The following is a 22,296-nucleotide window of genomic DNA, read 5'->3' as shown; positions in this document are numbered from 1 at the left end:
GAGACCAATCTTCACGGCAAACTAGTCGATCGAGATCTTCCGCAGCAGGTTGAAGTTCGAGAGCATCTGGCCAGTTCCCAGAACAACCGACGCCAGCGGATCATCCGCCACTGAAACCGGCAGCCCCGTCTCCTCACGAATGCGCTTGTCGAGGTTCTTGATCAGCGCGCCGCCGCCCGTGAGCACGATTCCGCGATCGGAGATGTCGGCAGAAAGCTCCGGCGGGGTGCGCTCGAGCGCCACGCGAATCCCGTTGATGATCGTCGAGATGCACTCGCCGAGCGCCTCGCGGATCTCCGAGTCGTCGATCGTAATCGTCTTCGGCACGCCCTCGATCAGGTTGCGCCCGGTGATCGTCTTGGTCAGCTGCTTGTCCAGAGGATACGCCGAACCGAGCTCCATCTTGATCATCTCCGCCGTACGCTCGCCGATCAGCAGGTTGTACTTGCGCTTGATGTACGTGATGATCGCCTCGTCCATCTGGTTGCCGGCCATCCGCACCGAGCGCGAGTACACGATCCCGGCCAGCGAGATCACCGCAATATCGGTCGTTCCGCCGCCAATATCGACGACCATGTTGCCGCCCGGCTCGGTAATCGGCAAGCCTGCGCCGATCGCCGCAACCATCGCCTGCTCCACCAGGTGTACCTCAGAGGCCTTGGCGCGATACGCCGAGTCCATCACCGCGCGCTTCTCCACCTGCGTAATCTCGCTCGGAACCCCGATCACGATGCGCGGATGCACCATCATCTTCCGGTTGTGCGCCTTCTGGATGAAGTAGTTCAGCATCTTCTCGGTCTGCTTGAAGTCGGCAATCACGCCATCCTTCATCGGCTTGATCGCGACGATGTTGCCCGGCGTACGCCCGAGCATCTCCTTCGCCTCACGCCCCACCGCCTCAACCTCGCCCGTCACCTGATTGACCGCGATAATCGACGGCTCGTTCACAATGATGCCCTTGTTATGGGCAAAGACCAGCGTATTGGCGGTACCAAGGTCGATCGCAAGATCGGACGAAAAAAGGCTGAACAAGGAGCGCATGTTGTGCACACGCGAATAACGCATCTGGAAGTTATTTGACGACATCTGGGATGTTTCAATCCTGACTAAGCGAGATACGGAGCGGCTTTACAGTATTGTACGGCCTGCCGCACTTCCATGAATTCAAAGGCAAAACGCCGCCCGAAACTTGGGCGAAACAGGCTCACTTCGGTAGGATGAAAGCTGAAAAGGGGTTCAGATGATTATTGGTGTACCCAAGGAAGTAAAGGATCACGAAAGCCGCGTCGGCGTCACGCCCGCAGGCGTCAAAGCCCTCGTTGAGGCAGGCCACAAGGTTCTCGTCGAGACCAACGCGGGCGCGCTCTCCGCGTTCGTCGACGACGAATACCAGAACGCTGGCGCCGAAATCGTCGGCTCCGCTTACGACACCTGGCGCCTGGCCGAGACCATCGTCAAGGTCAAGGAGCCGGTCGAGAAAGAGTATAAGCACTTCCGCGAAGGCCTCGTCCTCTTCACCTATCTGCACCTCGCTCCGCTCAACGAACTCACCCAGTCTCTGCTCGACAACAAGGTCACGGGGATCGCCTACGAGACCGTCAAGGACCGCGCCAACACCCTGCCACTGCTCACCCCGATGTCTGAAGTCGCCGGACGCATGTCCGTTCAGGTCGGCGCCACCTACCTCGAAAAAGAGCATGGCGGCCGCGGCGTGCTGCTCGGCGGCGTCCCCGGCACCACGCCCGGCCACGTCTGCATCATCGGCGGAGGCATCGTCGGCACCAACGCCGCGAAGATCGCCCTCGGCATGGGCGCACGCGTCACGCTGGTCGACCTGAACCTCAACCGCCTGCGCGAGATCGACGACATCTTCGGCGGACGCGTCCACACCCTCGCCTCGAACTCCTACAACATCGAGCGCGCTGTCTGCGATGCCGACCTCGTCATCGGCGGCGTCCTCATCCCCGGCGCCGCGGCTCCGAAGATCGTCACCCGCTCGATGGTCTCGAAGATGAAGAAGGGCGCGGTCATCGTCGATGTCGCCATCGATCAGGGCGGTTGCATTGAAACCGCGCGTCCGACCACCCACACGGATCCCAGCTTCGTGATCGACGGGGTTGTCCACTACTGCGTCACCAACATGCCCGCAGCGGTGCCGTACACCTCGACCCTCGCCCTCACCAACGCGACCTTCCCGTACCTGCTGAAGCTTGCAAAGCTTGGGGCGAAGGAAGCCATCAAGTCCGATCCAGGCTTCGCCGAGGGCGTCAACACCTTCGACGGCGCCCTGACCTACGCCGCCGTGGCCCAGGCGCAGAACCGCGAGTGGAAGCCGATCGCGTCGCTCGTCTAAGCGCGGACCGCAGCAACAGGCGTGCAGGGATAGCACCGGAGTACATTAGGAAACGGCAGGATATCCCTACACCCTGGTTTGAGGTGTCACTTCATTGACCAAGAGCGCGCAGCAGCGGAAGATCTGGATCATCTCACTCGGCCTCGGCTCCCTGCTGCTCTTCCTTGGCTTCGCCGCGCTCAACGCCTTCAAACCCGCCTTCCTTAATCCGGAAACATCCGGCGAGATCCTCTTCTTCGGCGCGATCTCGGCCGCGACCTTCATCCTCTTCATCGGCGTGCTCCTCATGCTCGTCCGCAACGTGCTGAAGCTGTACGCCGACCAGAAGAGCCGCGTTATGGGCAGCCGGCTCCGTACCCGCATGCTCTGGGGCGCGATCCTCATCAGCCTGCTTCCCATCGCCTCCATGTCGAGCTTCAGCTATCTGCTGCTGAACCGCTCGGTCGAACGCTGGTTCTCGCAGCCGGTGACGCAGATGCGCGACGACTCGAACTCCCTCGCACTTGCGCTTTCGCAGTACACCGCTGCGAACGCCCGCGTCGAAGCCGAATCCATCAACTCCGCGTTGCCATCGCTTGCGCTCGGCAAAGATGCCTCTGCCGGACTGCTCAACCGTGAGGCCGTCCAGCATATCCTGCACAACCACGAGATCACCCTGCAGGGCGGATTCGCCGTCGTCTACCGTGACAACCGCGCCGTCGCCGCGATCAATATGCCACAAAGCGCGGGCCAGGCCACGGCCGTCAAGCGCTGGCTCCCGCAGTCGGCGTCGTCGAATCCGAGCGATCCTGAGCCCGGGCCCATCGAAGATCTGCAAACCGAGCCCATCAACCCCGCCGATCCAGCCGACACCGCTGTGCTCAACACCGCACGACAGGCCGACTCGCCCATCTTCACCCTCGCCGGCGCCGACTACGCGCTCGGCCTCGCTACCTCGGCGAAGCCGGGCGGAGTCGTCGAAAACGTCGTCGTCGGGGTGCCTCTGCCGCACGGCATGTCCGCCACCATGGCTCGCCTACGCACCGCCACCGACAACTACTGGACTCTCTACCGCGGACGCCGTGCCTATCGCAGCACCTACATGCTGCTCCTGCTGATGATGACGGCAGTCGCGCTCTTCGCCTCCACCTGGCTCGCCCTGCACCTGTCCAAGCAGGTCACGAAACCCGTCGAAGCCCTCGCCGACGCAATGGCACTGATCGCCGCCGGCAACTACGGCCATCGTGTGCAGGAGTCTGCGACTGAAGAGCTCGGCGAACTTGTTCGCAGCTTCAACCATATGGCCGAAGATCTTGAAGGCAGCCGCGCCCAGGTCGAGGCCTCGACTGCCTTGCTCTCGGCCGCCAACGCCACACTCGAAGCTCGTCGCGGCGAGCTTGAAACCATGCTCGAAACCATCCCCAACGGCGTCGCCACCATCACCGCCGAAGGAGATATCGCGCTCGCCAACCGCGCGCTCTCGGAGATGCTCGATCCCGGCGGTCAACGCCCCTTCATCGGCCATAACATGGCCGAGGTCTTCCCCGCAGAGGTAATGGAGGCGATCGATCGCATCATGCGCCGCAGCCATCGCATGGGCTCCGCGTCGGCCGAGATGGAGATGACGGTAAACGGCGCGACGCTCAACCTACTCGTCACTGTCGCCCTCCTCGAAGGTCACATCGTCCACGACACGCCTGCCGGCATCCGCCAGCACCTCGGCTATGTGCTGGTGCTTGAGAACGCCACCGAACTCCTCCGCGCCCAGAAGCAATCCGCCTGGAAGGAGGTCGCCCGCCGCGTCGCGCACGAGATCAAGAATCCGCTCACGCCCATCTCGCTTTCGGCCGAACAGATTGAACGCCACATCAACCGCCTCGACGACACCCTCACCGAATCCCGGCTCCAGTCCCCTTCGATCGCCGTCATCCGCCGTTGCGCCGAGGTCATCTCCACCTCGGTCGAGAGCATGCGCGGCTTGGTCGATCAGTTCGCCTCGCTCGCGCAGTTCCCTACCGCGCAACCTCGCCCAGCCGATCTCAACACCATCATCGAAAATTCGCTCGCGCTCTTCGCCGGCCGCACCCAGGGCATTCGCATCGTGCGCCGCATGGCAAACGACCTTCCCCTCGTCCTAGTCGATCCTGAATCCATGAAGCGCGCGCTCGGCAACCTGGTCGACAACGCGGTCGAAGCCATGCAGCACGCACTGCTGCGCGAGATGCGCATCGAGACCCTTCTGCTCGACTCCGGCATGATCGAACTCACCGTCGCCGACACGGGTACAGGCCTCACCGACGAGATGCGCGAGCGCCTCTTCCTACCCTACTTTTCGACCAAGCAGCGCGGTACCGGCCTCGGCCTTGCCATCGCTGCGAAGATCATTCAAGAGCACGGCGGCAGCATTCGCGCCGAGAAGAACGAACCCGCGGGCGCGAAGTTCATCGTCGAACTCCGCCCCGCATCCATCGCCGGCGACCTCGAACCCCAGGCCGTCGAACCCCAGACAACCTACAACTGAGAGCTGGCACCTGCCTTCATGAATCACGTCCTGATCGTCGATGATGAATCCGATATTCGCAACTCCCTCTCGAGCATCCTTGAAGAGGAAGGCTATATCGTCACCTCGGCCGGTACCGCCGCCGAAGCCCTTGCGCTCCTCTCCGATGCCATCTACGACGTCGTCCTGCTCGACATCTGGCTGCCCGACCGCGACGGCCTGGAGGCCCTCAGCGAGATCCGCCAGATGGACGCCGCCTCCGTTCCCGAGGTCGTCATCATCAGCGGACACGGAACGATCGAAGCTGCGGTCAAGGCCACAAAACTCGGTGCCTACGACTTCCTCGAAAAGCCGCTCTCGCTCGCCCGCACCCTCATCGTCGTCAAGAACGCGATGCACACGCGCCAGATGCGCGAGGACAACGCCGAGTTCCAGCGGCAGCTCGCCAGCCACGGGACAATCACCGGCAACTCCGTACCCATGAAGGCCCTGCGCCAGCAGATCGCCCTCATGGCCCCCACCAACGGACGCGTCCTCATCTTCGGTGAGTCCGGCACCGGCAAAGAACTCATCGGCCGCACCATGCACGCGCAAAGCCTTCGCAAAGACCGCGTCTTCGTTGAGCTCAACTGCGCCGCCATCCCCGAGGACTACATCGAGACCGAGCTCTTCGGCTATCGCCATGGAGCAGCGCCAGGCGGCGGCGGCACAGGCGTCCCAGGCGAAAAGCGCGGCACCTTCGAACGCGCCGACGGCGGCACGCTTTTCCTCGACGAGGTCGGCGACATGAGCCTTAAGACACAGGCCAAGGTCCTGCGCGCGCTCGACGAGCAGCGCTTCCTGCCCGTCGGCGCCTCGCACCCCGTCCACGTCGATGTGCGCGTGATCGCCGCAACCAACAAGGATCTCGAGGAAGAGATCGCCCGCGGCAACTTCCGCGAAGACCTCTTCTATCGCCTCAACGTCATCCCGTTCTTCGTCCCGCCTCTGCGCGATCGCCGAGAAGACATCTCGCTGCTGGTGAAGGAGTTCCTCGCCGAGTTCGGCGCGCAGTATGGCCGCCCCCGCATCGAGATGGCCGACGACGCCCTCACCGCCCTGCGCCAATACCACTGGCCCGGCAACGTGCGCGAGCTGCGCAACCTGATCGAGCGCCTCATCATCCTCAACCCCAAGGCCCAGCGCATCGAGCGCAAGCACCTGCCCATGCTTGTCTACCGCGAGCCCCGCGAAGCCGCCAAGAACCAGCGTCCCGAAGAGTTCTCCACCCTGCTCGAAGCCCGCGAAGCCTACGAACGCGACTACATCCTCAAAAAGATCGACGAGTGCCACGGCAACGTCACCCGCGCCGCCGAAGCCCTCGGACTCGAGCGCTCGCACCTCTACCGCAAGATGAAGACGCTCGGCGTCAGCGTCAAGGAATAGTCCAATTTATGATCTCTGCTTCTCTGAAAGCCTCCTTTGCCATGGCGCTCCTTTGCGTCGCCGCCCAAGCACAAACCCCGCTTATCGAGCAGGTGAGCGCGCCAGCGGGTCTCATATCGCTACCCGCAACGTTGGGCGGACGCGTGCAGAAAGACCCAACACAAATCAGCCCGGCCTTCCCCTATGAATACGTATCGCAGTGGCCCGGCACCTACTTCAAGACGGCGTTCCAGGGCTCTCAGCTCTACCTGCGCATTGGAAAGAGTCACGAGATTCTGCATGTGGTTGTAGACGGTCAGAAGCCGATCGATCTCGTGAAGCCTGATGCCGGCACGTACAGGCTGGCGCACTTACAAAGCGGTCCACACCAGGTCGCCGTCTTTATCGCGACCGAAAGCCAGGACGGCCCGAACGTCTTCGGCGGATTCGCCATCCCTCCTGACGAACACGCGCTCCCCACCCACAAGAGTTCGCGACAGATCGAGTTCATCGGCGACTCGCACACCGTCGGCTACGGCAACCTCTCTACCAAGCACGAGTGCACAACCGACGAAGTCTGGGCCAACACCGACGACACCCAGGCCTTCGGCGCACTGACAGCAGCCCACTACGCTGACGACTACCAGGTCAACGCCATCTCAGGTCGCGGCATCGTGCGCAACTACAACGGCTTCCCTGGAGACACCATTCCCGAAGCCTACCCATACGTCCTCTTCGACAAGCACGGCAAGGTCAACGATCCCACATGGCATCCGCAGGTGATCGTCATCGCGCTTGGCACCAACGACTTCTCCACGCCACTCAATCCCGGCGAGAAGTGGAAGACCCGCGAAGAACTCCACACTGACTACGAAACCACATACGTCCACTTCCTCGAGACTCTTCACGCAAGCCACCGCGACGCGGTCATCATCCACTGGGCAACCGAGATAGCCAACGGCGAGATCGAATCGGAGGTGCAAAAGGTCGTCCAGCAAGCCCACGCCAAGGGCATCGCACGGCTCACCTTCCTGCCGATCGATCACCTCACCTTCGGCGGCTGCCACTCGCACCCCTCACTCGCCGACGACCAGACGATCAGCAGTCGCCTGGTGCAAGTCATCGATAAAACGCCCAACGTCTGGGCCGACAAGTAGTCTCCTCAGGCGACCTATCCTCGTTTGAAGCTTCCGGGTTATCGTAGCGTATCCCTGCTCAACGAGGATCCGCCCACTCATGCTCAAGCTTTGCGTTGCCGCCGCACTCTGTACGACCCCGCTCCTCGCCCAGAAGGCCGCCATCCCGGCTTACGAACAGCAGCAACTCCCCTCGCTCCTCACCATCTACAAGCAGATTCACGCGCACCCCGAGCTCTCCCACAACGAAGAGGCGACCTCTGCGCTGCTCGCCGGCGAGCTCCGCAAAGCCGGCTACACCGTCACGGATCACGTCGGTCTCTACCCCGACGGCGCCAAGGCCTTCGGCGTCGTTGGCATCCTCAAGAACGGCCCGGGGCCTACCGTGCTCATTCGCGCCGATATGGACGCGCTGCCCATCATCGAAGAGACCGGCGTCTCCTACGCCTCGCACGTAACGACCAAGAACAAAGCCGGTCAGGACGTCGGCGTCATGCACGCCTGCGGCCACGACGTACACACCACCGTCCTGATCGGCGTAGCCCGCACGCTTGCCGCCAACAAGCAAGCCTGGCATGGCACAGCGATGCTCATCGGACAACCCAGCGAAGAGACCATCGACGGCGCCAAGGCCATGGTCGCCGACCACCTCTTCGACCGCTTCGGCAAGCCCGACATGGTCATTGGTCTCCACGACACCAACGCCCACGCCGCCGGAACAGTCGGCATCACCTCCGGGGCGGCTATGGCCTCCAGCACCTCGGTCGACGTCACCATCCGCGGCATCGGCGGCCACGGCGCCTATCCCTACGCTGGCCGCGACCCCATTGTCCTCGCCGCCGAGTACATCCTGCAGATCCAAACCATCGTCTCCCGCGAAGAAGACCCGCGCGACCCCGCCGTCGTTACCGTCGGGGACATTCACGGCGGCACCAAGCGCAACATCATCCCCAACGAGGTCAAGCTCGAGCTCACCACCCGCGCCTTCTCGGATAAAGGCCGCCAGGTCATCCTCGACGGCCTCGCCCAGATGGCCAAAGGCGTCGCCACCTCCGCCGGTCTGCCGCAGGACAAGTTCCCCACCGTCACAGTCGACGAAGCGGAATCCACCCCGGTCACCTTCAACGACCCCGCGATGACCGCCCGCGTCCGCGCCACCCTTGAGCAGACGCTAGGCGCAGCGAACGTCTATTCCGATCCGCCCGCCATGGGCTCGGAAGACGTCGGCATCTTCGGCCTCTCAGCCCACGTCCCCAGCGTCTACTTCTGGCTCGGAGCGATGTACCCGGACCGCTTCGCCGCCGCCACGACCGCAGGCAAGCTCTTGCCCGGCCCCCACACCAGCCACTTCGAACCCGACCCCGAACCCACCCTCGCCACCGGCGTCAAATCCCTCACCGCCGTCGCCATCTCGCTGTTGCAATAACGTTTTGTCTCCTGCAACTTCTTTAGCTCACCAGAGCGACACCAGGCTGCGCAAGCCTTCGAATCGCTCCGGCCGCTCAGAATGTTGATGCCCAAGATGACGCGTTCACTCCAGCCGCTGACGCAAAAGAGCCAGCTCAGCCAACGATGGTGATCTCTCCTGTTATCAAGATGCCACTCCCCATCAGAAGCGTAGAACCTGTCTATCCCCTTGCAGCCCGGGAGCTCGAATCGGAGGCGCCGTGGTCATTGCTGCAACAATCGGAAAGGATGGCAAGATCAAAGATGCCAAGATCGTCAGCAGCCCAGAGGCTTCTCTGTCCGCGGCAGCGCTCGACGCGGTCCGCCAGTGGAGGTACGAGCCTACCTTAGTGGGCGGACAACCAGTCGAAGTGAATACAAAGATCGGCCTCAGCTTCAAGCCATAGTTCGAAACGGCGGGACGTAGGCCAGCATCTCGACAGGCTTCAATCCTGCCGAATCTCCATGCTCCCCATCCCGACGTTAATCTGCAAGCTGCCATCGCCCTTAGACTGGTACTCCTTGCTCACCACGAAATGACCATCGCTGCCACCCGGCCGATGGTCGTGCAGCGAGCCCAACCCGATATTCACCTGCATCGATCCATACGGCGCATCGCCAACCAGCATCTTCACGCTGCCCATCCCCACGTTGATCTGCCGCTCGCCGCCTCCATTGCCCGCAACAAACGTCAGATCGCCGTGTCCCAGGTTGAACTCAAAGTCCTCGCCATGCTTCATCGGCAGCGACAGCGTCACGCGCGCGCGCACGGCCTTCGAGAACTTCATCTGCACGTCGCCGCCTCCGGGCTGCACCGCGAAGGTCTTCACGTAGTCCGCAACGTTGTGTGACCCGTCCGACCCATCCATCTGCACCGTCATCTCCAATTGCTGCACGTCCGGACGGTTCACCAGCCGCACCTCCGCGTTGCAGAGATTCACGCTCAGCTTGCCGGTGCCCGCGAACGCACGCGTCAGGCTCATATGCCGCGGCTCGACCACGTCACCCGTCTGCGGCTTCAATCCGTAGGGGGTCTCGCCCGCGCCATCGCAGTTGTTCGTCTCCGCACGCGCCGCGCCATCCGCCGCGCACACTCCCGCTAACGCCAACATACAAAGCCAAAGCTTCGCCTTCATGAGATTCTCCTGAACAGCCATTATGCCTCAGCCATACGCATCGAATACCTCACCAGTTCCATAGGTGCTCCGTTCCGCCGTTCGCTGCATCAAAAATGGTGCAAGCCAAACGCGCGGAGAGAATCCGCAGGAGCGCCAACTAAATGCCAACGAAGGCCGCACCCCCACCACCCCAGACCAACCTCTCGCATAGTCTCCACACCTTGCTCCACACCGTGCGAGCCATCGCCCACTTCGAGGACGAACTCTGCACCCTGCTTTACGCCGCGGAGCACGCCAACAAGCTGCCGCCCCAGCTCGCGAAGGAACTCCAGGCGCTTCTCGCGCGCATACCCGCCGAGGAGTACGTGCAAGACCTCGAAGCCGTGCGCGCAGCCATCGAGATGCCACGCCGCCCGAGCGCCGCAAAGAAGCTATCATCGAAGCCGAAGTCCGTGGCACGCAAAACCTTCCGCACCAAAGCAGCGCCTGCCCGGTCCAAAGCCGTTGCCAAGCCGAAAGCGAGGAAAGCAAAATCTTAATCGCAAGCTGGAACGTCAACTCCATTCGCGCGCGCATCGACCACGTCACTACGTGGCTGCAGGCTCACTCGCCCGACGTGCTGCTGCTCCAGGAACTCAAAACCCCCGAGTTCCCCAATGCCGTCTTCGAGGACCTTGGCTTCCAGGTCGCGGCCGTCGCGCAAAAAGCCTACAACGGCGTCGCTATTCTTTCGCGCACGCCCATCCAGACGGTCTCGACCACCCTCGCCGGCGACGAAGCCGACAGCCACGCGCGCTTTCTCGAAGTCATCATCGACGGCCTGCGCATCGTCAACATCTACCTGCCCAACGGCAACCCGATCGGCACTGAGAAATTCGACTACAAGCTCGCCTGGATGGACCGCCTCACGCTCCAAATGCATGCATGGCTGCGCTCCGAGATCCCCACCATCATCGGCGGCGACTTCAACGTCATCCCCGAAGAGATCGACTGCCACAAGCCCGCGTCCTGGATCAAGGACGCCCTCTTCCAGCCCGAGACGCGTTCGCGCTACCGAGACTACCTGGAACTTGGTTACACCGACGCCTTCCGCGCCCTGCACCCTCGCGAGCCCGGCCAGTTCACCTTCTGGGATTACTTCCGTGACGCCTTCGCGCACAACCGCGGCATCCGAATCGACCACTTCCTGCTCTCATCCGCCGCGGCCGCGCGGCTCACGGCATGTACCATCGACAAGACGCCACGCGCTCAGACAAAGCCCTCCGACCATACGCCTATCTTGATTGAACTGAGCTAAAGGCGCGCTCATCCTGCGCGGAGAGCACTTCGTGCCGTAATTGCTTCGCGCGGCCCTCCCATTGGTCGGCACCGATCCCGTGCCGACCAACGGGAGGAGTGACACGAAGTCCAATACCGCACGAAGTGCCGCCCGCCCGGCGCCAGGGCGCGCTTACTCCTTCTCTTCCAAAGCCTGCTTCTCTGCCATCTGCTCCATCTGCCGCCGCCAGTCCAGGTCCTCAACGAACCCGGCCTTCGACCGCCAATCCTCCTGCACCTTCACAAACAGTTCCAGGAACACCCGCGTCCCCAGGAGTGACTCGATATCCTTCCTCGCCGCCGACCCAATCTCCTTCAACATGCCGCCCTGCTTGCCGATCAGGATCGCCTTCTGCCCAGTCCGCTCGCAGAAGATTGCCGCCGCAATCTTCGTCACCGGCAGCCGCCCATCTTTGAACTTCTTCAGCGAAGCCGGCTCCTCGTACTTCTCGATCACGACAGCCGTCGCATACGGAACCTCTTCGCCGGTCAGCATCAGGATCTTCTCGCGAATCAGCTCGGCAACCAGAAAACGCTCCGGCTGATCGGTCAACTGGTTCTTCGGGAAGTAGCGCTGACCCTCCGGCAGATGCGCAACCGTCTTATCCAGCAGCAGCTCCAGGTTGATCTTCTTCCGCGCCGAGATCGGGATGATCTCGGCAAACTTGTACAGTGAAGCCCAATGCGCGATCAGCGGCATAATCTCCGCCGGCGAGATCTGGTCGATCTTGTTCAGCAGCAGGATCACCGGGCAATCGAGCTTCTGGATCAGCTGCAACGAGAAATCGTCCTCCGCGGCCGAAAGCTGCATACGCCCCGTAATCTTCTTCTCGTCCCCTTCGGCACGCGGCAGCTTGTGCGTCACATCGACGATAAACAGCACAGCATTGCGGCTCTCGAGAGCGTCGTGAACCTCCTGCATCATTCGCTTATCCAGCTGCGTATCCGGCTTGTGAATCCCCGGCGTATCCACCAAAACCAACTGCGCCGCCGGGTGCCCCGGAGCCTCGGCGGTCTTCTTTTTGGCCGGAATCTCCAGCACGCCATGGATGCGTGTACGCGTCGTCTGCGGCTTGTGCGTCACAATCGCGAGCTTCTGTCCGAGCAGCGCATTCAACAACGTCGACTTACCCGCATTCGGGCGCCCGATGATACTTACAAATCCTGAACGAAAAGCCATCCTATGATTATGCGCCGTCCCGCACGGCGAAGCCGTCCAAAACCCAAGAAGGTCCTTCCCAAGTCCCCTTGGCGCCTGCGCGTCGGAAGGGCGAACTCTGCCGCCGCAATCAAACTCAAAAAGACATCGCCCAACTTACCTGAGTTGAAGCATAATAGAAGCCACCGACACCAAAATCATCAGGCACGCTCGACCGCTCTCCCAGAACTCCCTTTTTGAAAGACTTAGCCCTGGAGAATATCCGTCAACTCGCGTTGCGCCGCATCCTGTTCCTCGGCACCGGTCTCCTGGCTGGCCTATCGGGTGGCGTCTATGAGTTCCTCAAGGGCGATCTGCCGCCCGTCGACTTCGGGATCATCCTCCTGCTCATGATGGTCGCCTTCCTCACCGGCATCTCGCTCATCGTGCGCTCCGCCTCCCGCAGGATGCGCCGCCACCTGCACGAAATCCCGGGCGAGTCCATCGACACCCCCACCGTCGCCCCACTCTCCGTCTTCACCCTCCTCAGCAATAAGCTCGACTGAGCAACATCAGCCTGATAGCTCACAGAGCATAGCTCATAGAGCATGACCTAACCACCTGTGCGCAAGCACAATGCCTTACCCTTCAGCTGCAGCCAGGCTCACCCGTATACGGTCGATCCTGCGATCCGTGCTCGCCAGAACCTCCAGCCGCAGACCATCCTCTTCGACCACCTCACCCGGCAGCGGGATATGCCCCGCAATCTCGCTCACCAGCCCACCCACCGTGGTCGATTCATAGTGCTCCGGCAGTCTCAGGGCCGTGGCATCGTCGGTCTCATCCCCGTCGCCTTCACTGTCCTCGCGCGGCACAAACTGGTCGGCAAACAGCTCGCGCAGCCTTGAAACCTCGAACGTCCCGGTGACGACATACGCGCCGCTCTCTTCGCGCACCGGCGCATCGTCGGCCTCCACCTCGTCATGCTCGTCCGAGATGCTCCCAACAATCGCCTCCAGCAGATCTTCGATCGTCACGACGCCCGCGACGCTGCCGTACTCGTCGATCACCATGCGCATGTGCTGCTTTTCGCTCTGCATCTCGCGCAGCAGCTCCGCCACCATCTTGGTCTCGGGCACGAACTCAGCCGGCCGCTGAATCTGCGCAACCGTCCTCGTCGCCGCGTCCTCGTCCGTCACCTGCAGCAGATCGTGCGCGAACGCAATGCCCGTAATGTTATCGAGCGTCTCGCGATACACCGGCACCCGCGAAAATACATGCTCTTCAATCTCCGCCGTAAACTCCTTCAGCGTCAGCGTGTACGGCACCGCGAAGATCTCCGGCCGCGGCGTCATCACCTCGCGCACCACCTTGTCGCCAAACTCAACGACCGACCGCACCAACTCGCGGTCCGACTCTTCTAGGATCCCTTCTTCTTCGCCCGCCTCCAGCAGCGCGTCCATCGCCTCGCTCGGATGCTCCTCTTCTTCAGCGTCCTCCGGCTCCGCCAGCGCGGCAATCGAAAGCAGCAGCCCAAGCAGCAGCGTAATCGGCAGAATCAGGAAGAAAAGAGCCTGCAGCATCCAGCGAATCCGCAAAACCCAGCGTCCGCGCGTACGCGAGAACAACACCTGCGGCACCAGACGGTCGAAGATCAGGATCACCAGCGCAAGCTCCGCCAGCGTCACCAGCACCTTCTGCCAGTCCGCACCCGGCGACCACGCAATCTCTCCCATCAACTGCACCCCGGCGATCAGGGCAATGCTCGCCAGCGAAAGCTGCCGCAGCACCGACGCCGACTGCGCAATCGACTCCCTGCCCAGCTTCAACCGCGGCTCAACCCTGTCCTCCCACGAGTCGATGTTGTCCTGGTACTCCCGCGCCAGAAACTTGCCCATCTCCGAGTAGACGCGGTCGACATAAGCCGCAACCGACAGAATCGCCAACAGCGGCAGCGAGAGCCACATCAGCTCGTTCATCGCTTCCTGCCCCTGGGTTGGACCGCCTGCGCACCCTCAACCCGCTCGATCAACCCCAACGGCAGCTTCAACTCCTTGCGAAGTGCTCGCTCGCGCGCCGCCATCTCTCCCGTGTCCGTCTCGTGGTCCTCACCGGCCAGGTGCAGCAGCCCATGCAGCAACAGAATTCGTACCTCGTCCCGCAGTGCGTGCCCATGCTCCGCAGCCTGTCGGGCCGCGGTATCGAGCGACACCGCCAGATCCCCCGCAAGCCCTTCTGCTTCCTCAGGCGCCGGAAAGCTCAACACATCGGTCGCCTTGTTCTTGCCGCGAAACGCCTTGTTCAGCCGCTTGATCTCCGCGTCCGACGTCAGCAACACCTCGACCTCACCGTCCAGGCGCACCGCCGCCCGCGCGCGATTAACAAAACGCGCAAGTCCAGATGAACTGATCGTAGAAAGTGCGTCGAGCGCGAGAGAACTACTTGGAGGGTCGATGTTGATCATCGGTAAGGGCAACGAATGCAAAACAAAAACCAACTCCTACAATCTTACCGCGAGCCTTCATCCACCCTGGCCTTGGCATACTGCGCGACCATGCTCCAAAGCAAAGTAAACACCATCGAAACCAAACAGCAGATCGCGATATCGCCGATCAGGCCTGTCAAAAGCCACTTGCCACCGCCCACGAGCCCAGCCTCACGGTAGTAGACCATGGGCCATCCGTGCTCGCGTCCGCAGCCAACGCACGGCGGTGTCGAATTACCAGCGAGGTAAACCACGAAGCCAAAGCACAGAAGCGCAGCGACAAATCGATAGAAGATCCTCGTAATCGATTGTCGCTCCGCCTCCGTGCTCAAGCTCTCACTCCTACTGCGGTTTCTGAACCGGCTGCGACATGCTGCCGCGTCCTGTCGCCGAAGCATCCGGCAGCGTCGTTTCGCCAATCGGCAGAGGCAACTGCTGCGCCCGAGAGTGGCTGTCATACGCGCGTACGATCCGCTGCACCAGGTGGTGCCTTACGACGTCGACATCCTCGAAGTGGCAGAACTTGATCCCTTCCACCCCATCGAGCACCGTCAGTGCCTCCAGCAAGCCGCTCTTCTTCGGATTCGGCAGGTCAGTCTGCGTCAGATCGCCCGTGATCACCGCCTTCGAGTTGTTCCCGAGACGCGTCACGAACATCTTCATCTGCTCCATCGTCGTGTTCTGCGCCTCATCCATGATGATGAAGGCATCGCTCAGCGTACGTCCGCGCATAAACGCAAGCGGCGCAACTTCGATCACATTGCGCTCCAGCAGCTTGTCGACTTTCTCCTGATCGAGTAGGTCATACAGTGCGTCATAGAGCGGCCGCAGATAGGGATCGACCTTCTCCTGCAACGAGCCCGGTAGAAACCCAAGTCGCTCGCCCGCCTCAACCGCCGGACGCACCAGGATAATCCGCGAGACCTTCTTCGCCATCAGCGCCGACACCGCCATCGCCACCGCCAGGTACGTCTTGCCCGTACCCGCAGGCCCGATACCGAACGTCATATCGTTCGCCTCGATCGCCTCCACATACTTCTTCTGGTTGCCACTGCGCGGCTGCACCATCCGCTTGACGCCCGCGGAACGCTGCTTGCCCGTCTCGACCAACCCCTTCAACGTGCTCTTCGGATCGGCCACCACCAGCTTCAACAAGGCGTGAAGCTCACCGTTCTGCAGCGTCACGCCGCTCTTCCGCAGCGTGTCGAAGTCCGCAAACACCTGCGCGACTCGACCCACTGCAGCTTCTTCGCCGGTCACATGAATTGCGTCCGATCGAAGATCGATCTGCACATGAAGTCCATCTTCCAACAGCCGTAGGTTCTCATCGCGAGAGCCATACAAAGGTTCGATTCCAGGGGTGATTTCCAGTGCTCGCTTAGTCAATCGGGTATCTGACCTCCGTCAGGGTGCTGCTGGGTTGAAAGCCGGGGAATCCGCTGAAGATTGGATTCACTTGTTTCCTGGAGGTTGCGCAAGGGGGGAACGCAGGCGTGGCATCGACATTCGCTACCTCAGCATCACCTGGACGGTGTGCTCGGACTGCGACCGGGCTGGCGAAGGTTACCAAACGGGTGCCGATGATGCGACGAGATTAGAACGTCACCCCACCGCAGTCAAGTGAGGATTTCGCGGTACTCAATCCAGGCCCTAAACTGGTTCCACCCCACTTCCCTCCTTGACCCCAGCCCCCGACTCGCATAGACTTAGGGTTTGCAGGGAGTGTGGCGAGCGTGTGTGCTTGGCACGATCTTACGACCCGGATCGCAAGATCCTGACCCCCGCACCCATTTCGCCCTCAGCGGGCAACAAAGAAAAGAGCTTTCATGGCAAATCACATCTCTTCCCTCAAGCGCGCCCGTCAGACAGTCGGCAAAACCGCCAACAACCGCGCCAACAAGTCCAAGCTCCGTGGAACCCTCCGCTCGCTCCGTGAAGCCATCGTCAAGGGCGACGCAGAAGGCCTGCGCAAGATCTATTCCGAGACCGCCTCCATCCTCGATAAGAGCGTCCAGAAGGGTGTGCTCCACAAGAACACCGCCAGCCGCTACAAGTCCCGCCTGAATGCGCGCGTCAAGACCGCCATCCTCGCCAAGAAGGCCGCATAAAAGTTCGTAGCAAAAAGTGCCAGCCTCCCAAGAGGCTGGCCTTTGCCTTTAACTAACAACTGAAAACCGACAGATCAGTCATTGCCGCACCAATTCACTGCGGCTTAGCCGTCTGAGCCCCGTCCGAATCTCCCTTCGGGTACTCGCTCGAATACAGCGAAGGCTTCTTCCGCGAAGCACCCTCCGTGTCGCCCAACTGCCCCTCCGAGCTCGTCACCTGCCCCACGGCCGTCGTTCCGCTCGCCACCGCCGCGCTCTGCGAGCTCTCCCCAGCCGGCAGCGCCGCCACCCCGCTCGCCCTTGTCTGCGCCGCAGGAGCCGCCGAAGCTGGCGCACCTCCCGCAGACTCGGAATCAACCTGCTCCGTCGAAGCCACCGACACCGCGACGGAGTTCAACTTGATCGGCCCTTCGCTCGGCTCCGGCTCCATCTTGCGTACCTCTTCCAAAGCCTTCTTATCCGCGCCCGTTAACTCCGGCAGCGCATACACCTCGATATTTCCATTGCGCACCACGGCGAAGTGCAAGCCTGCCGGCGACAGATCGAAGTTCTGCCCCGAGCGCTGAATCGGCGACGCCTGCACCTTCAGCAACTGGCGCCCGTCGTGATTCTGCATCACGGTGATCTCCTGCGCGGTCAGGTCGCTGCTGGTCAGGCTTTCGAGCTCCATCGCACTCGCACTCACCAGCGTCCGGCTCACCGCGAAGCGCCCGGCCTCCGGGGCCGAGACAATCACCGGCGAAACTTGCTGCCCACCGAGCGCCGAAAGCCACGGCTCCTCACCCTTCAGGTTGAAGTAGCTCAACTCCGCCCGATCCTCCGCCCCGCGGCATCCAAATGCCACAAACTCGCTGCGGCTCAAAAAGTAAGGACGCGGTACACAGGTCGTGGTGTAGGCCGCAAGCTCCAGCCGCTTGCCCGCGTGCGAGACGAAGTCGATATCCCACGTCTGCCCCGTCTCCCGCTTCATATCCAGGTAGCCATCCCCCGTCGTCGGCAGATTGATCAACGTCGGCGACCCCACAATCCCAGCCGACTGCGCCAGCATCTTCCCGGTCCCGTGTGCGTTCTCCATCTTCAGCCGGAAGAAGTAGATCTCGACCGCTGGCCTCCGCGGTTCGCCCACGATCTCCACCTTCGCCGGACTGCCGGCGTCGCCTGTGCCCGCCATTGCCCGGGCCAGCGCGGCTGCGTCCGCATCCACAGCCTTCACCTTCGGCCTCGGCGAGAGCGTCTCCACCCCCATCAGATCCTTTTCAGGCGAGATCGCCACGTACCCGATCCTCCGCTTCACATCCAGAAACTCTTCTTGGCGAAACGCCCGCTCGGCCCCACCCTCCGCCAGGTTGCCCACCGGATCGATCACACTCAAGCGCGACCGCACCCTCAGCAAGAATCGTCCATGTCCCAGCGGCCACAGAAACTTGTCGCGATCCCGCGTTCTCCACTCGGTCTTTGCCAGCACCTTGCCGCTCGGCAGTTCAAGCAGCAACGCCGCAACGTTGCGATCGTCGTCATCCTCCTGGCGATCCGGCAGACGAGCCAGCAGCGTCCGCGCCGTGTACGTCAGCAAGAGATGGTTTTCGTCCACAAAATGAATCGTAAAGTTGGTCGCCAACGGCGAAACAAAGTGTGGGGAGGTGAGCGAAAACCCAAGCGGATCCAGAGGAATCACTACCGGTCTCTCATCAGGCTTACCCTTGCTCCCGCCGAAAGCCGTAGCCGTGAGGGCCCCCGCTAAAAGCCATCCGGCGCACACCCGCGCCCCAAAACCTACAAGCCCGACGTCCCTCATCCTGTATCTCATCCCCGGAACCTTCATCACCATGGCCGCGTATGCTGCGTAACAGGAATTCTCGCCCAAGCTGTCGAGCTACGGCTGAAGCGTCTGATGTCAGAAACTCCAGCTCGCCCAATCCGGCTCACCTCTTTTATATCGCTAGCCACCCAAATTGCAAGCTGTCAACCGGCTATCGACAGCATTCGCATCAACGGCACTTTCGACGGTATAACCAAAGAGACTACATCACCCCAAAGACAACGACGTTGCCTCTCCACTTGAAGGATAATCCGATGACCGCCCCAATCAAATCCTGCCTCCGTTTCGCAACCCTCGCCACTGCGACCTTTTGTACCGCCGCCTTGTCCCAGACAACCAGCACCAAACCAACCACCACCTACACCCCCACCCCGAGCTTCGATCTCTCCTCGATCGACCCCTCCGCCAACCCCTGCAACGACTTCTACAAGTTCGCCTGCGGCCACTACGCCGCCAACCACCCCATCCCCGCTGACCAGGCCGCCACCGACGGCTTCTACAACCTCTTCAACGTCAACACCCAGGAGCTCCAGGGCATTCTCGACACCGCCGCCGCAGGCGGAGCCGGACGCTCGGTGGACGCTCAGAAGATCGGCGACTTCTACCACGCCTGCATGGACACCACCGCCATCAACGCCGACGGCCTCAAGCCCCTCAAGCCTCTGCTTAGCGAGATCGACACCATGAACCAGCTCGAGATCGCCACTGTCACCGGCAAACTCCAGCGCATCGGCGTCAACGTCCTCTTCGGCTTCGGCGAGCAGCAGGACTACAAGGACGCCTCCAAGCAGATCGCCTCCATCGACCAGGGCGGCCTCGGCATGCCCGAGAAGGACTTTTACCTCCGCACCGGCGCCAAGGACATCGAGCTCCGCAAAGACTACGTGGCCTACATCACCAAGATCCTCACCCTCAGCGGCATCCCCGCCGCGCAGGCCGCAACCGACGCCAACGACATCATGGAGTTCGAGACCAAACTCGCCAAGGCCAGCATGAGCGTTACCGACCGCCGCGATCCCGACAAGGTCTACCACCTCGTCCCCATCGCCGAAGTCACCAAGTACTTCCCCATGGGCACCTTCAGCCGCTTCGAGGACGCCGTCCACGCGCCGCACGTCACCGAGATCAACAACGCCAACCCCGCGTTCATCCCCGCCCTCGTCTCCACCGTGCGCGACACCGACATCGAAACCGTCCGCGCCTACATGCGCTTCCACCTCATCTCGACCGAAGCCAAGAACCTGCCCGAAGCCTTCGACCAGGCGTCCTTCGAGTTCTACGGCCACGATCTCAGCGGCTCCACCGAACAGCGCGCCCGCTGGAAGCGCTGCTCCGGCGAGGTCGACAACGCGCTCGGCGAGGCGCTCGGCCAGGTCTACGTCAAGCAGTACTTCGCCGGCGACTCCAAGGCCAAAATGCTCGTCATGGTCCACGACATCGAAGACGCCATGGACAAGGACATCGACACCCTCGACTGGATGAGCCCCGCCACCAAGCTCCGCGCGAAAGAAAAACTCCACGCCATCGCCAACAAGATCGGCTACCCCGACAAGTGGCGCGACTACTCCACCCTCACCGTCACCCCGACCGATGCCGTCGCCAACACCATGCGCGCCACCGCCTTCGAAAACGATCGCCAACTCAACAAGATCGGCAAGCCCGTCGACCACAACGAATGGGGCATGACGCCGCCCACCGTCAACGCCTATTACGACCCCTCCATGAACGACATCAACTTTCCCGCCGGCATCCTGCAGCCCAACTTCTACGATCCCAAGACCGACCTCGCCGTAAACTACGGCCACATCGGCGCCGTCATCGGCCATGAGCTCACCCACGGCTTCGACGACGAGGGCAAGAAGTTCGACGCCAAGGGCAATCTCTCCGACTGGTGGACCCCAACCGACACCGCCGCCTTCGAAAAGAAGACCGACTGCCTCGTCAACGAGTACAACCAGTTCGTCCCCGTCGACGACGTCCACGTCAACGGCAAGCTCACCCTCGGCGAGAACACTGCGGATAACGGCGGCCTCGTCCTGGCCTTCATGGCCTATCTCGACCGCGCCAAGCAGGAGCATCTCGACACCACCGCCAAGATCGACGGCTATACCGGCCCGCAACGCTTCTACATCGCCTTCGCCCAGAACTGGTGCTCGAACGATCGCCCCGAGTCCCTGCGCACCGGAGCCCTCACCGATCCGCACTCGCCCGACCAGTTCCGTTCCAACGGCCCCATCGTCAACCAGCCCGGATTCGCCGGCGCCTTCAGCTGCAAGGTCGGCTCCCCCATGGTCCCCACCAACTCCTGCCGCGTCTGGTAACTCACTCTCCCCTGTTCAACTCTCTACTCCGAACTCGCGAATTCCCCGGAGCGAAGGCCACCAAACCTTCGCTCCTAACAACGCGAAGCTCCCCGCCTACGCAGTAGCGCCCGTCCGGCGCAAGGACGCACTAGCCGTTGTCTCTGACCCTCATGCCTAATAAGCCAAAACGCCGCACCCTCGGCTTCGCCGCCTGCTTCCTCGCCAGCGCCCTCTGGGGCTGCGGCTTCTACTTCGGCCGCATTGCGCTCAACGAGATGAGCGTCGGCGCCATGGTCTTCTACCGCTTCCTCTTCGCCTCGCTCATCCTGCTCCCCGTCCTCGTCACCCACAAACCCGGCTTCACTCCGCGCGAGTGGCGCACGCTCCTCATAGCCTCCTTCCTCGGCGTGCCGCTGCAGTTCCTCCTACAGTTCTACGGCCTCTCGCTCACGACCGTCTCGCACGCCTCGCTGATGGTCGGCACCATGCCCGTCATCCTCGCCGTCGGCGCCGCCCTCTTTGCGCACGAACGCATGGACAAGATCGGCTGGCTTGCCCTCGCCGCCTCCACCTCGGGCGCCGCCCTCATCGCGCTCGGCGGACGCCACAACCTCTCCGCCCCGGGCCATCCCACGCTCACCGGCGACCTCTTCTGCGTCGTCTCCCTCGTCATCGCGCTCGGCTGGATCCTTCTCAACAAGCAGCTGATGGAGCGGCACTCCGCCATCGTTGTCACTGCCTACGGCCTCTTCGCCGGAACCCTCATGCTCGCCGTGATCGTCCCCATCGGCTGGGGCCTGCCGCCGATCCATCACATCTCGTTGAAGGCGTGGGCCGCCTCGGCTGCCGCCGGCGTCCTTTGCACGGCGACCACCACCTTCCTCTGGAACTACGGCCTCACCCAGGTTCCGGCCTCGCAGGCCGGCATCCTGCTGAACATGGAGCCCCTCATCGGTTCTTTACTCGGCGTCTTCGCCCTCGGCGAGATCCTGGGCCCGAGCGCCTACACCGGAGCCATCCTGATCCTGGCCGCCGCCATCACCCTCACCCTGCACTCCAAAACAACAGTAGGCGAGCAAGCCTTGAAGTCCACCCTCCAGCCGAACATCGAATAACCCCCCGGCCAACGGGAGGGACCACGCGAAGCCCCAATACCCCACGGAGGTCCTGCCGAAGGCCGCGTGGTCGCC

At 62.2% G+C, this 22,296-nt stretch carries 20 protein-coding genes; 12 read left to right on the top strand and 8 right to left on the bottom strand.

The features are described 5' to 3' along the window. Positions 1-21: 21 nt before the first annotated feature. Positions 22-1,086, bottom strand: coding sequence for a rod shape-determining protein (locus AC5E6W_RS05660; RefSeq protein ID WP_491751291.1), 1,065 nt, complete (start codon positions 1,084-1,086; stop codon positions 22-24). Between the two features lie 154 nt (positions 1,087-1,240). On the opposite strand from AC5E6W_RS05660, the gene ald reads away from it, so the two are divergent. The 6 genes from ald (at position 1,241) to AC5E6W_RS05630 (ending at position 9,225) form a co-directional block, all read left to right on the top strand. After that, positions 1,241-2,353, top strand: coding sequence for an alanine dehydrogenase (ald, locus tag AC5E6W_RS05655; RefSeq protein WP_491751290.1), 1,113 nt, complete (start codon positions 1,241-1,243; stop codon positions 2,351-2,353). 94 nt (positions 2,354-2,447) lie between these two features. After that, complete coding sequence (locus AC5E6W_RS05650) at positions 2,448-4,853, top strand: sensor histidine kinase (RefSeq protein ID WP_491751289.1); 2,406 nt, start codon at positions 2,448-2,450, stop codon at positions 4,851-4,853. An 18-nt stretch (positions 4,854-4,871) separates the two neighbouring features. Further along, positions 4,872-6,257, top strand: coding sequence for a sigma-54-dependent transcriptional regulator (locus tag AC5E6W_RS05645; protein WP_491751288.1), 1,386 nt, complete (start codon positions 4,872-4,874; stop codon positions 6,255-6,257). A gap of 8 nt (positions 6,258-6,265) precedes the next feature. Beyond that, entirely contained in the window at positions 6,266-7,393 is a 1,128-nt protein-coding gene (locus AC5E6W_RS05640; protein ID WP_491751287.1) for an SGNH/GDSL hydrolase family protein, read from the top strand. 79 nt (positions 7,394-7,472) lie between these two features. Beyond that, positions 7,473-8,798, top strand: coding sequence for an amidohydrolase (locus tag AC5E6W_RS05635; RefSeq protein WP_491751286.1), 1,326 nt, complete (start codon positions 7,473-7,475; stop codon positions 8,796-8,798). Between the two features lie 229 nt (positions 8,799-9,027). Further along, entirely contained in the window at positions 9,028-9,225 is a 198-nt protein-coding gene (locus tag AC5E6W_RS05630; protein ID WP_491751350.1) for a TonB family protein, read from the top strand. Positions 9,226-9,264: 39 nt separating this feature from the next. Here the strand turns inward: AC5E6W_RS05630 and AC5E6W_RS05625 are convergent, their stop codons facing one another. Further along, positions 9,265-9,954, bottom strand: a complete 690-nt coding sequence (locus AC5E6W_RS05625) for a hypothetical protein (protein WP_491751285.1) — start codon at positions 9,952-9,954, stop codon at positions 9,265-9,267. Positions 9,955-10,097: 143 nt separating this feature from the next. Between AC5E6W_RS05625 and AC5E6W_RS05620 the strand changes: the two genes are divergently transcribed. Further along, entirely contained in the window at positions 10,098-10,475 is a 378-nt protein-coding gene (locus AC5E6W_RS05620; RefSeq protein ID WP_491751284.1) for a hypothetical protein, read from the top strand. Beyond that, positions 10,469-11,233, top strand: coding sequence for an exodeoxyribonuclease III (xth, locus tag AC5E6W_RS05615; RefSeq protein WP_491751349.1), 765 nt, complete (start codon positions 10,469-10,471; stop codon positions 11,231-11,233). The genes AC5E6W_RS05620 and xth overlap by 7 nt, the downstream gene beginning before the upstream one ends. Before the next feature lie 153 nt (positions 11,234-11,386). Here xth and era read toward each other — a convergent pair whose 3' ends face one another. After that, a complete protein-coding gene (gene era, locus AC5E6W_RS05610) occupies positions 11,387-12,433 on the bottom strand; it encodes a GTPase Era (RefSeq protein WP_491751283.1) in 1,047 nt (348 codons plus the stop codon). Positions 12,434-12,648: 215 nt separating this feature from the next. Here era and AC5E6W_RS05605 point away from each other — a divergent pair, with 215 nt between their 5' ends. Then, positions 12,649-12,957, top strand: coding sequence for a hypothetical protein (locus AC5E6W_RS05605; protein WP_491751282.1), 309 nt, complete (start codon positions 12,649-12,651; stop codon positions 12,955-12,957). A gap of 75 nt (positions 12,958-13,032) precedes the next feature. On the opposite strand, the gene AC5E6W_RS05600 is transcribed toward AC5E6W_RS05605, so the two are convergent. Genes AC5E6W_RS05600 through AC5E6W_RS05585 form a run of 4 tightly spaced genes read right to left on the bottom strand, consistent with a single transcriptional unit; the run spans position 13,033 to position 16,262 of the window. Beyond that, on the bottom strand, positions 13,033-14,370 hold the full coding sequence (locus AC5E6W_RS05600; RefSeq protein WP_491751281.1) for a hemolysin family protein: 1,338 nt from the start codon (positions 14,368-14,370) through the stop codon (positions 13,033-13,035). After that, positions 14,367-14,855 (bottom strand): rRNA maturation RNase YbeY, encoded by a 489-nt coding sequence (ybeY, locus tag AC5E6W_RS05595; RefSeq protein WP_491751280.1) that lies wholly within the window; start codon positions 14,853-14,855, stop codon positions 14,367-14,369. Before ybeY ends, AC5E6W_RS05600 begins: the two co-directional genes overlap by 4 nt. A 44-nt stretch (positions 14,856-14,899) precedes the next feature. After that, positions 14,900-15,208 (bottom strand): hypothetical protein, encoded by a 309-nt coding sequence (locus AC5E6W_RS05590; RefSeq protein ID WP_491751279.1) that lies wholly within the window; start codon positions 15,206-15,208, stop codon positions 14,900-14,902. Positions 15,209-15,218: 10 nt separating this feature from the next. Beyond that, the gene (locus AC5E6W_RS05585) at positions 15,219-16,262 is read right to left on the bottom strand and encodes a PhoH family protein (RefSeq protein ID WP_491751278.1); all 1,044 of its coding nucleotides are present in this window, start codon (positions 16,260-16,262) and stop codon (positions 15,219-15,221) included. Positions 16,263-16,702: 440 nt separating this feature from the next. Between AC5E6W_RS05585 and rpsT the strand changes: the two genes are divergently transcribed. Further along, positions 16,703-16,984, top strand: a complete 282-nt coding sequence (gene rpsT, locus AC5E6W_RS05580) for a 30S ribosomal protein S20 (protein ID WP_491751277.1) — start codon at positions 16,703-16,705, stop codon at positions 16,982-16,984. A gap of 94 nt (positions 16,985-17,078) precedes the next feature. Here the strand turns inward: rpsT and AC5E6W_RS05575 are convergent, their stop codons facing one another. Continuing rightward, positions 17,079-18,659: a hypothetical protein gene (locus AC5E6W_RS05575; RefSeq protein ID WP_491751276.1), complete on the bottom strand. Its 1,581-nt coding sequence runs from the start codon at positions 18,657-18,659 to the stop codon at positions 17,079-17,081. A gap of 398 nt (positions 18,660-19,057) precedes the next feature. On the opposite strand from AC5E6W_RS05575, the gene AC5E6W_RS05570 reads away from it, so the two are divergent. After that, positions 19,058-21,124: a M13 family metallopeptidase gene (locus tag AC5E6W_RS05570; RefSeq protein WP_491751275.1), complete on the top strand. Its 2,067-nt coding sequence runs from the start codon at positions 19,058-19,060 to the stop codon at positions 21,122-21,124. 137 nt (positions 21,125-21,261) lie between these two features. After that, positions 21,262-22,221, top strand: coding sequence for a DMT family transporter (locus AC5E6W_RS05565; RefSeq protein WP_491751274.1), 960 nt, complete (start codon positions 21,262-21,264; stop codon positions 22,219-22,221). The last annotated feature ends 75 nt before the right edge of the window (positions 22,222-22,296 follow it).

This window comes from Bryocella sp., from assembly GCF_058498515.1.
The sequence above is the reverse complement of the archived record's forward strand: the minus strand, read 5'-3'. Positions and strand labels throughout refer to the sequence as shown.

Bases quoted from the DNA above. Each gene is read 5' to 3' on its own strand.
- rpsT (WP_491751277.1), top strand. From the start codon at position 16,703: ATGGCAAATCACATCTCTTCCCTCAAGCGCGCCCGTCAGACAGTCGGC.
- AC5E6W_RS05660 (WP_491751291.1), bottom strand. From the start codon at position 1,086: ATGTCGTCAAATAACTTCCAGATGCGTTATTCGCGTGTGCACAACATG.
- AC5E6W_RS05635 (WP_491751286.1), top strand. From the start codon at position 7,473: ATGCTCAAGCTTTGCGTTGCCGCCGCACTCTGTACGACCCCGCTCCTC.
- AC5E6W_RS05625 (WP_491751285.1), bottom strand. From the start codon at position 9,954: ATGAAGGCGAAGCTTTGGCTTTGTATGTTGGCGTTAGCGGGAGTGTGC.
- era (WP_491751283.1), bottom strand. From the start codon at position 12,433: ATGGCTTTTCGTTCAGGATTTGTAAGTATCATCGGGCGCCCGAATGCG.
- ybeY (WP_491751280.1), bottom strand. From the start codon at position 14,855: ATGATCAACATCGACCCTCCAAGTAGTTCTCTCGCGCTCGACGCACTT.
- AC5E6W_RS05600 (WP_491751281.1), bottom strand. From the start codon at position 14,370: ATGAACGAGCTGATGTGGCTCTCGCTGCCGCTGTTGGCGATTCTGTCG.
- ald (WP_491751290.1), top strand. From the start codon at position 1,241: ATGATTATTGGTGTACCCAAGGAAGTAAAGGATCACGAAAGCCGCGTC.
- AC5E6W_RS05570 (WP_491751275.1), top strand. From the start codon at position 19,058: ATGACCGCCCCAATCAAATCCTGCCTCCGTTTCGCAACCCTCGCCACT.
- AC5E6W_RS05620 (WP_491751284.1), top strand. From the start codon at position 10,098: ATGCCAACGAAGGCCGCACCCCCACCACCCCAGACCAACCTCTCGCAT.
- AC5E6W_RS05640 (WP_491751287.1), top strand. From the start codon at position 6,266: ATGATCTCTGCTTCTCTGAAAGCCTCCTTTGCCATGGCGCTCCTTTGC.
- AC5E6W_RS05645 (WP_491751288.1), top strand. From the start codon at position 4,872: ATGAATCACGTCCTGATCGTCGATGATGAATCCGATATTCGCAACTCC.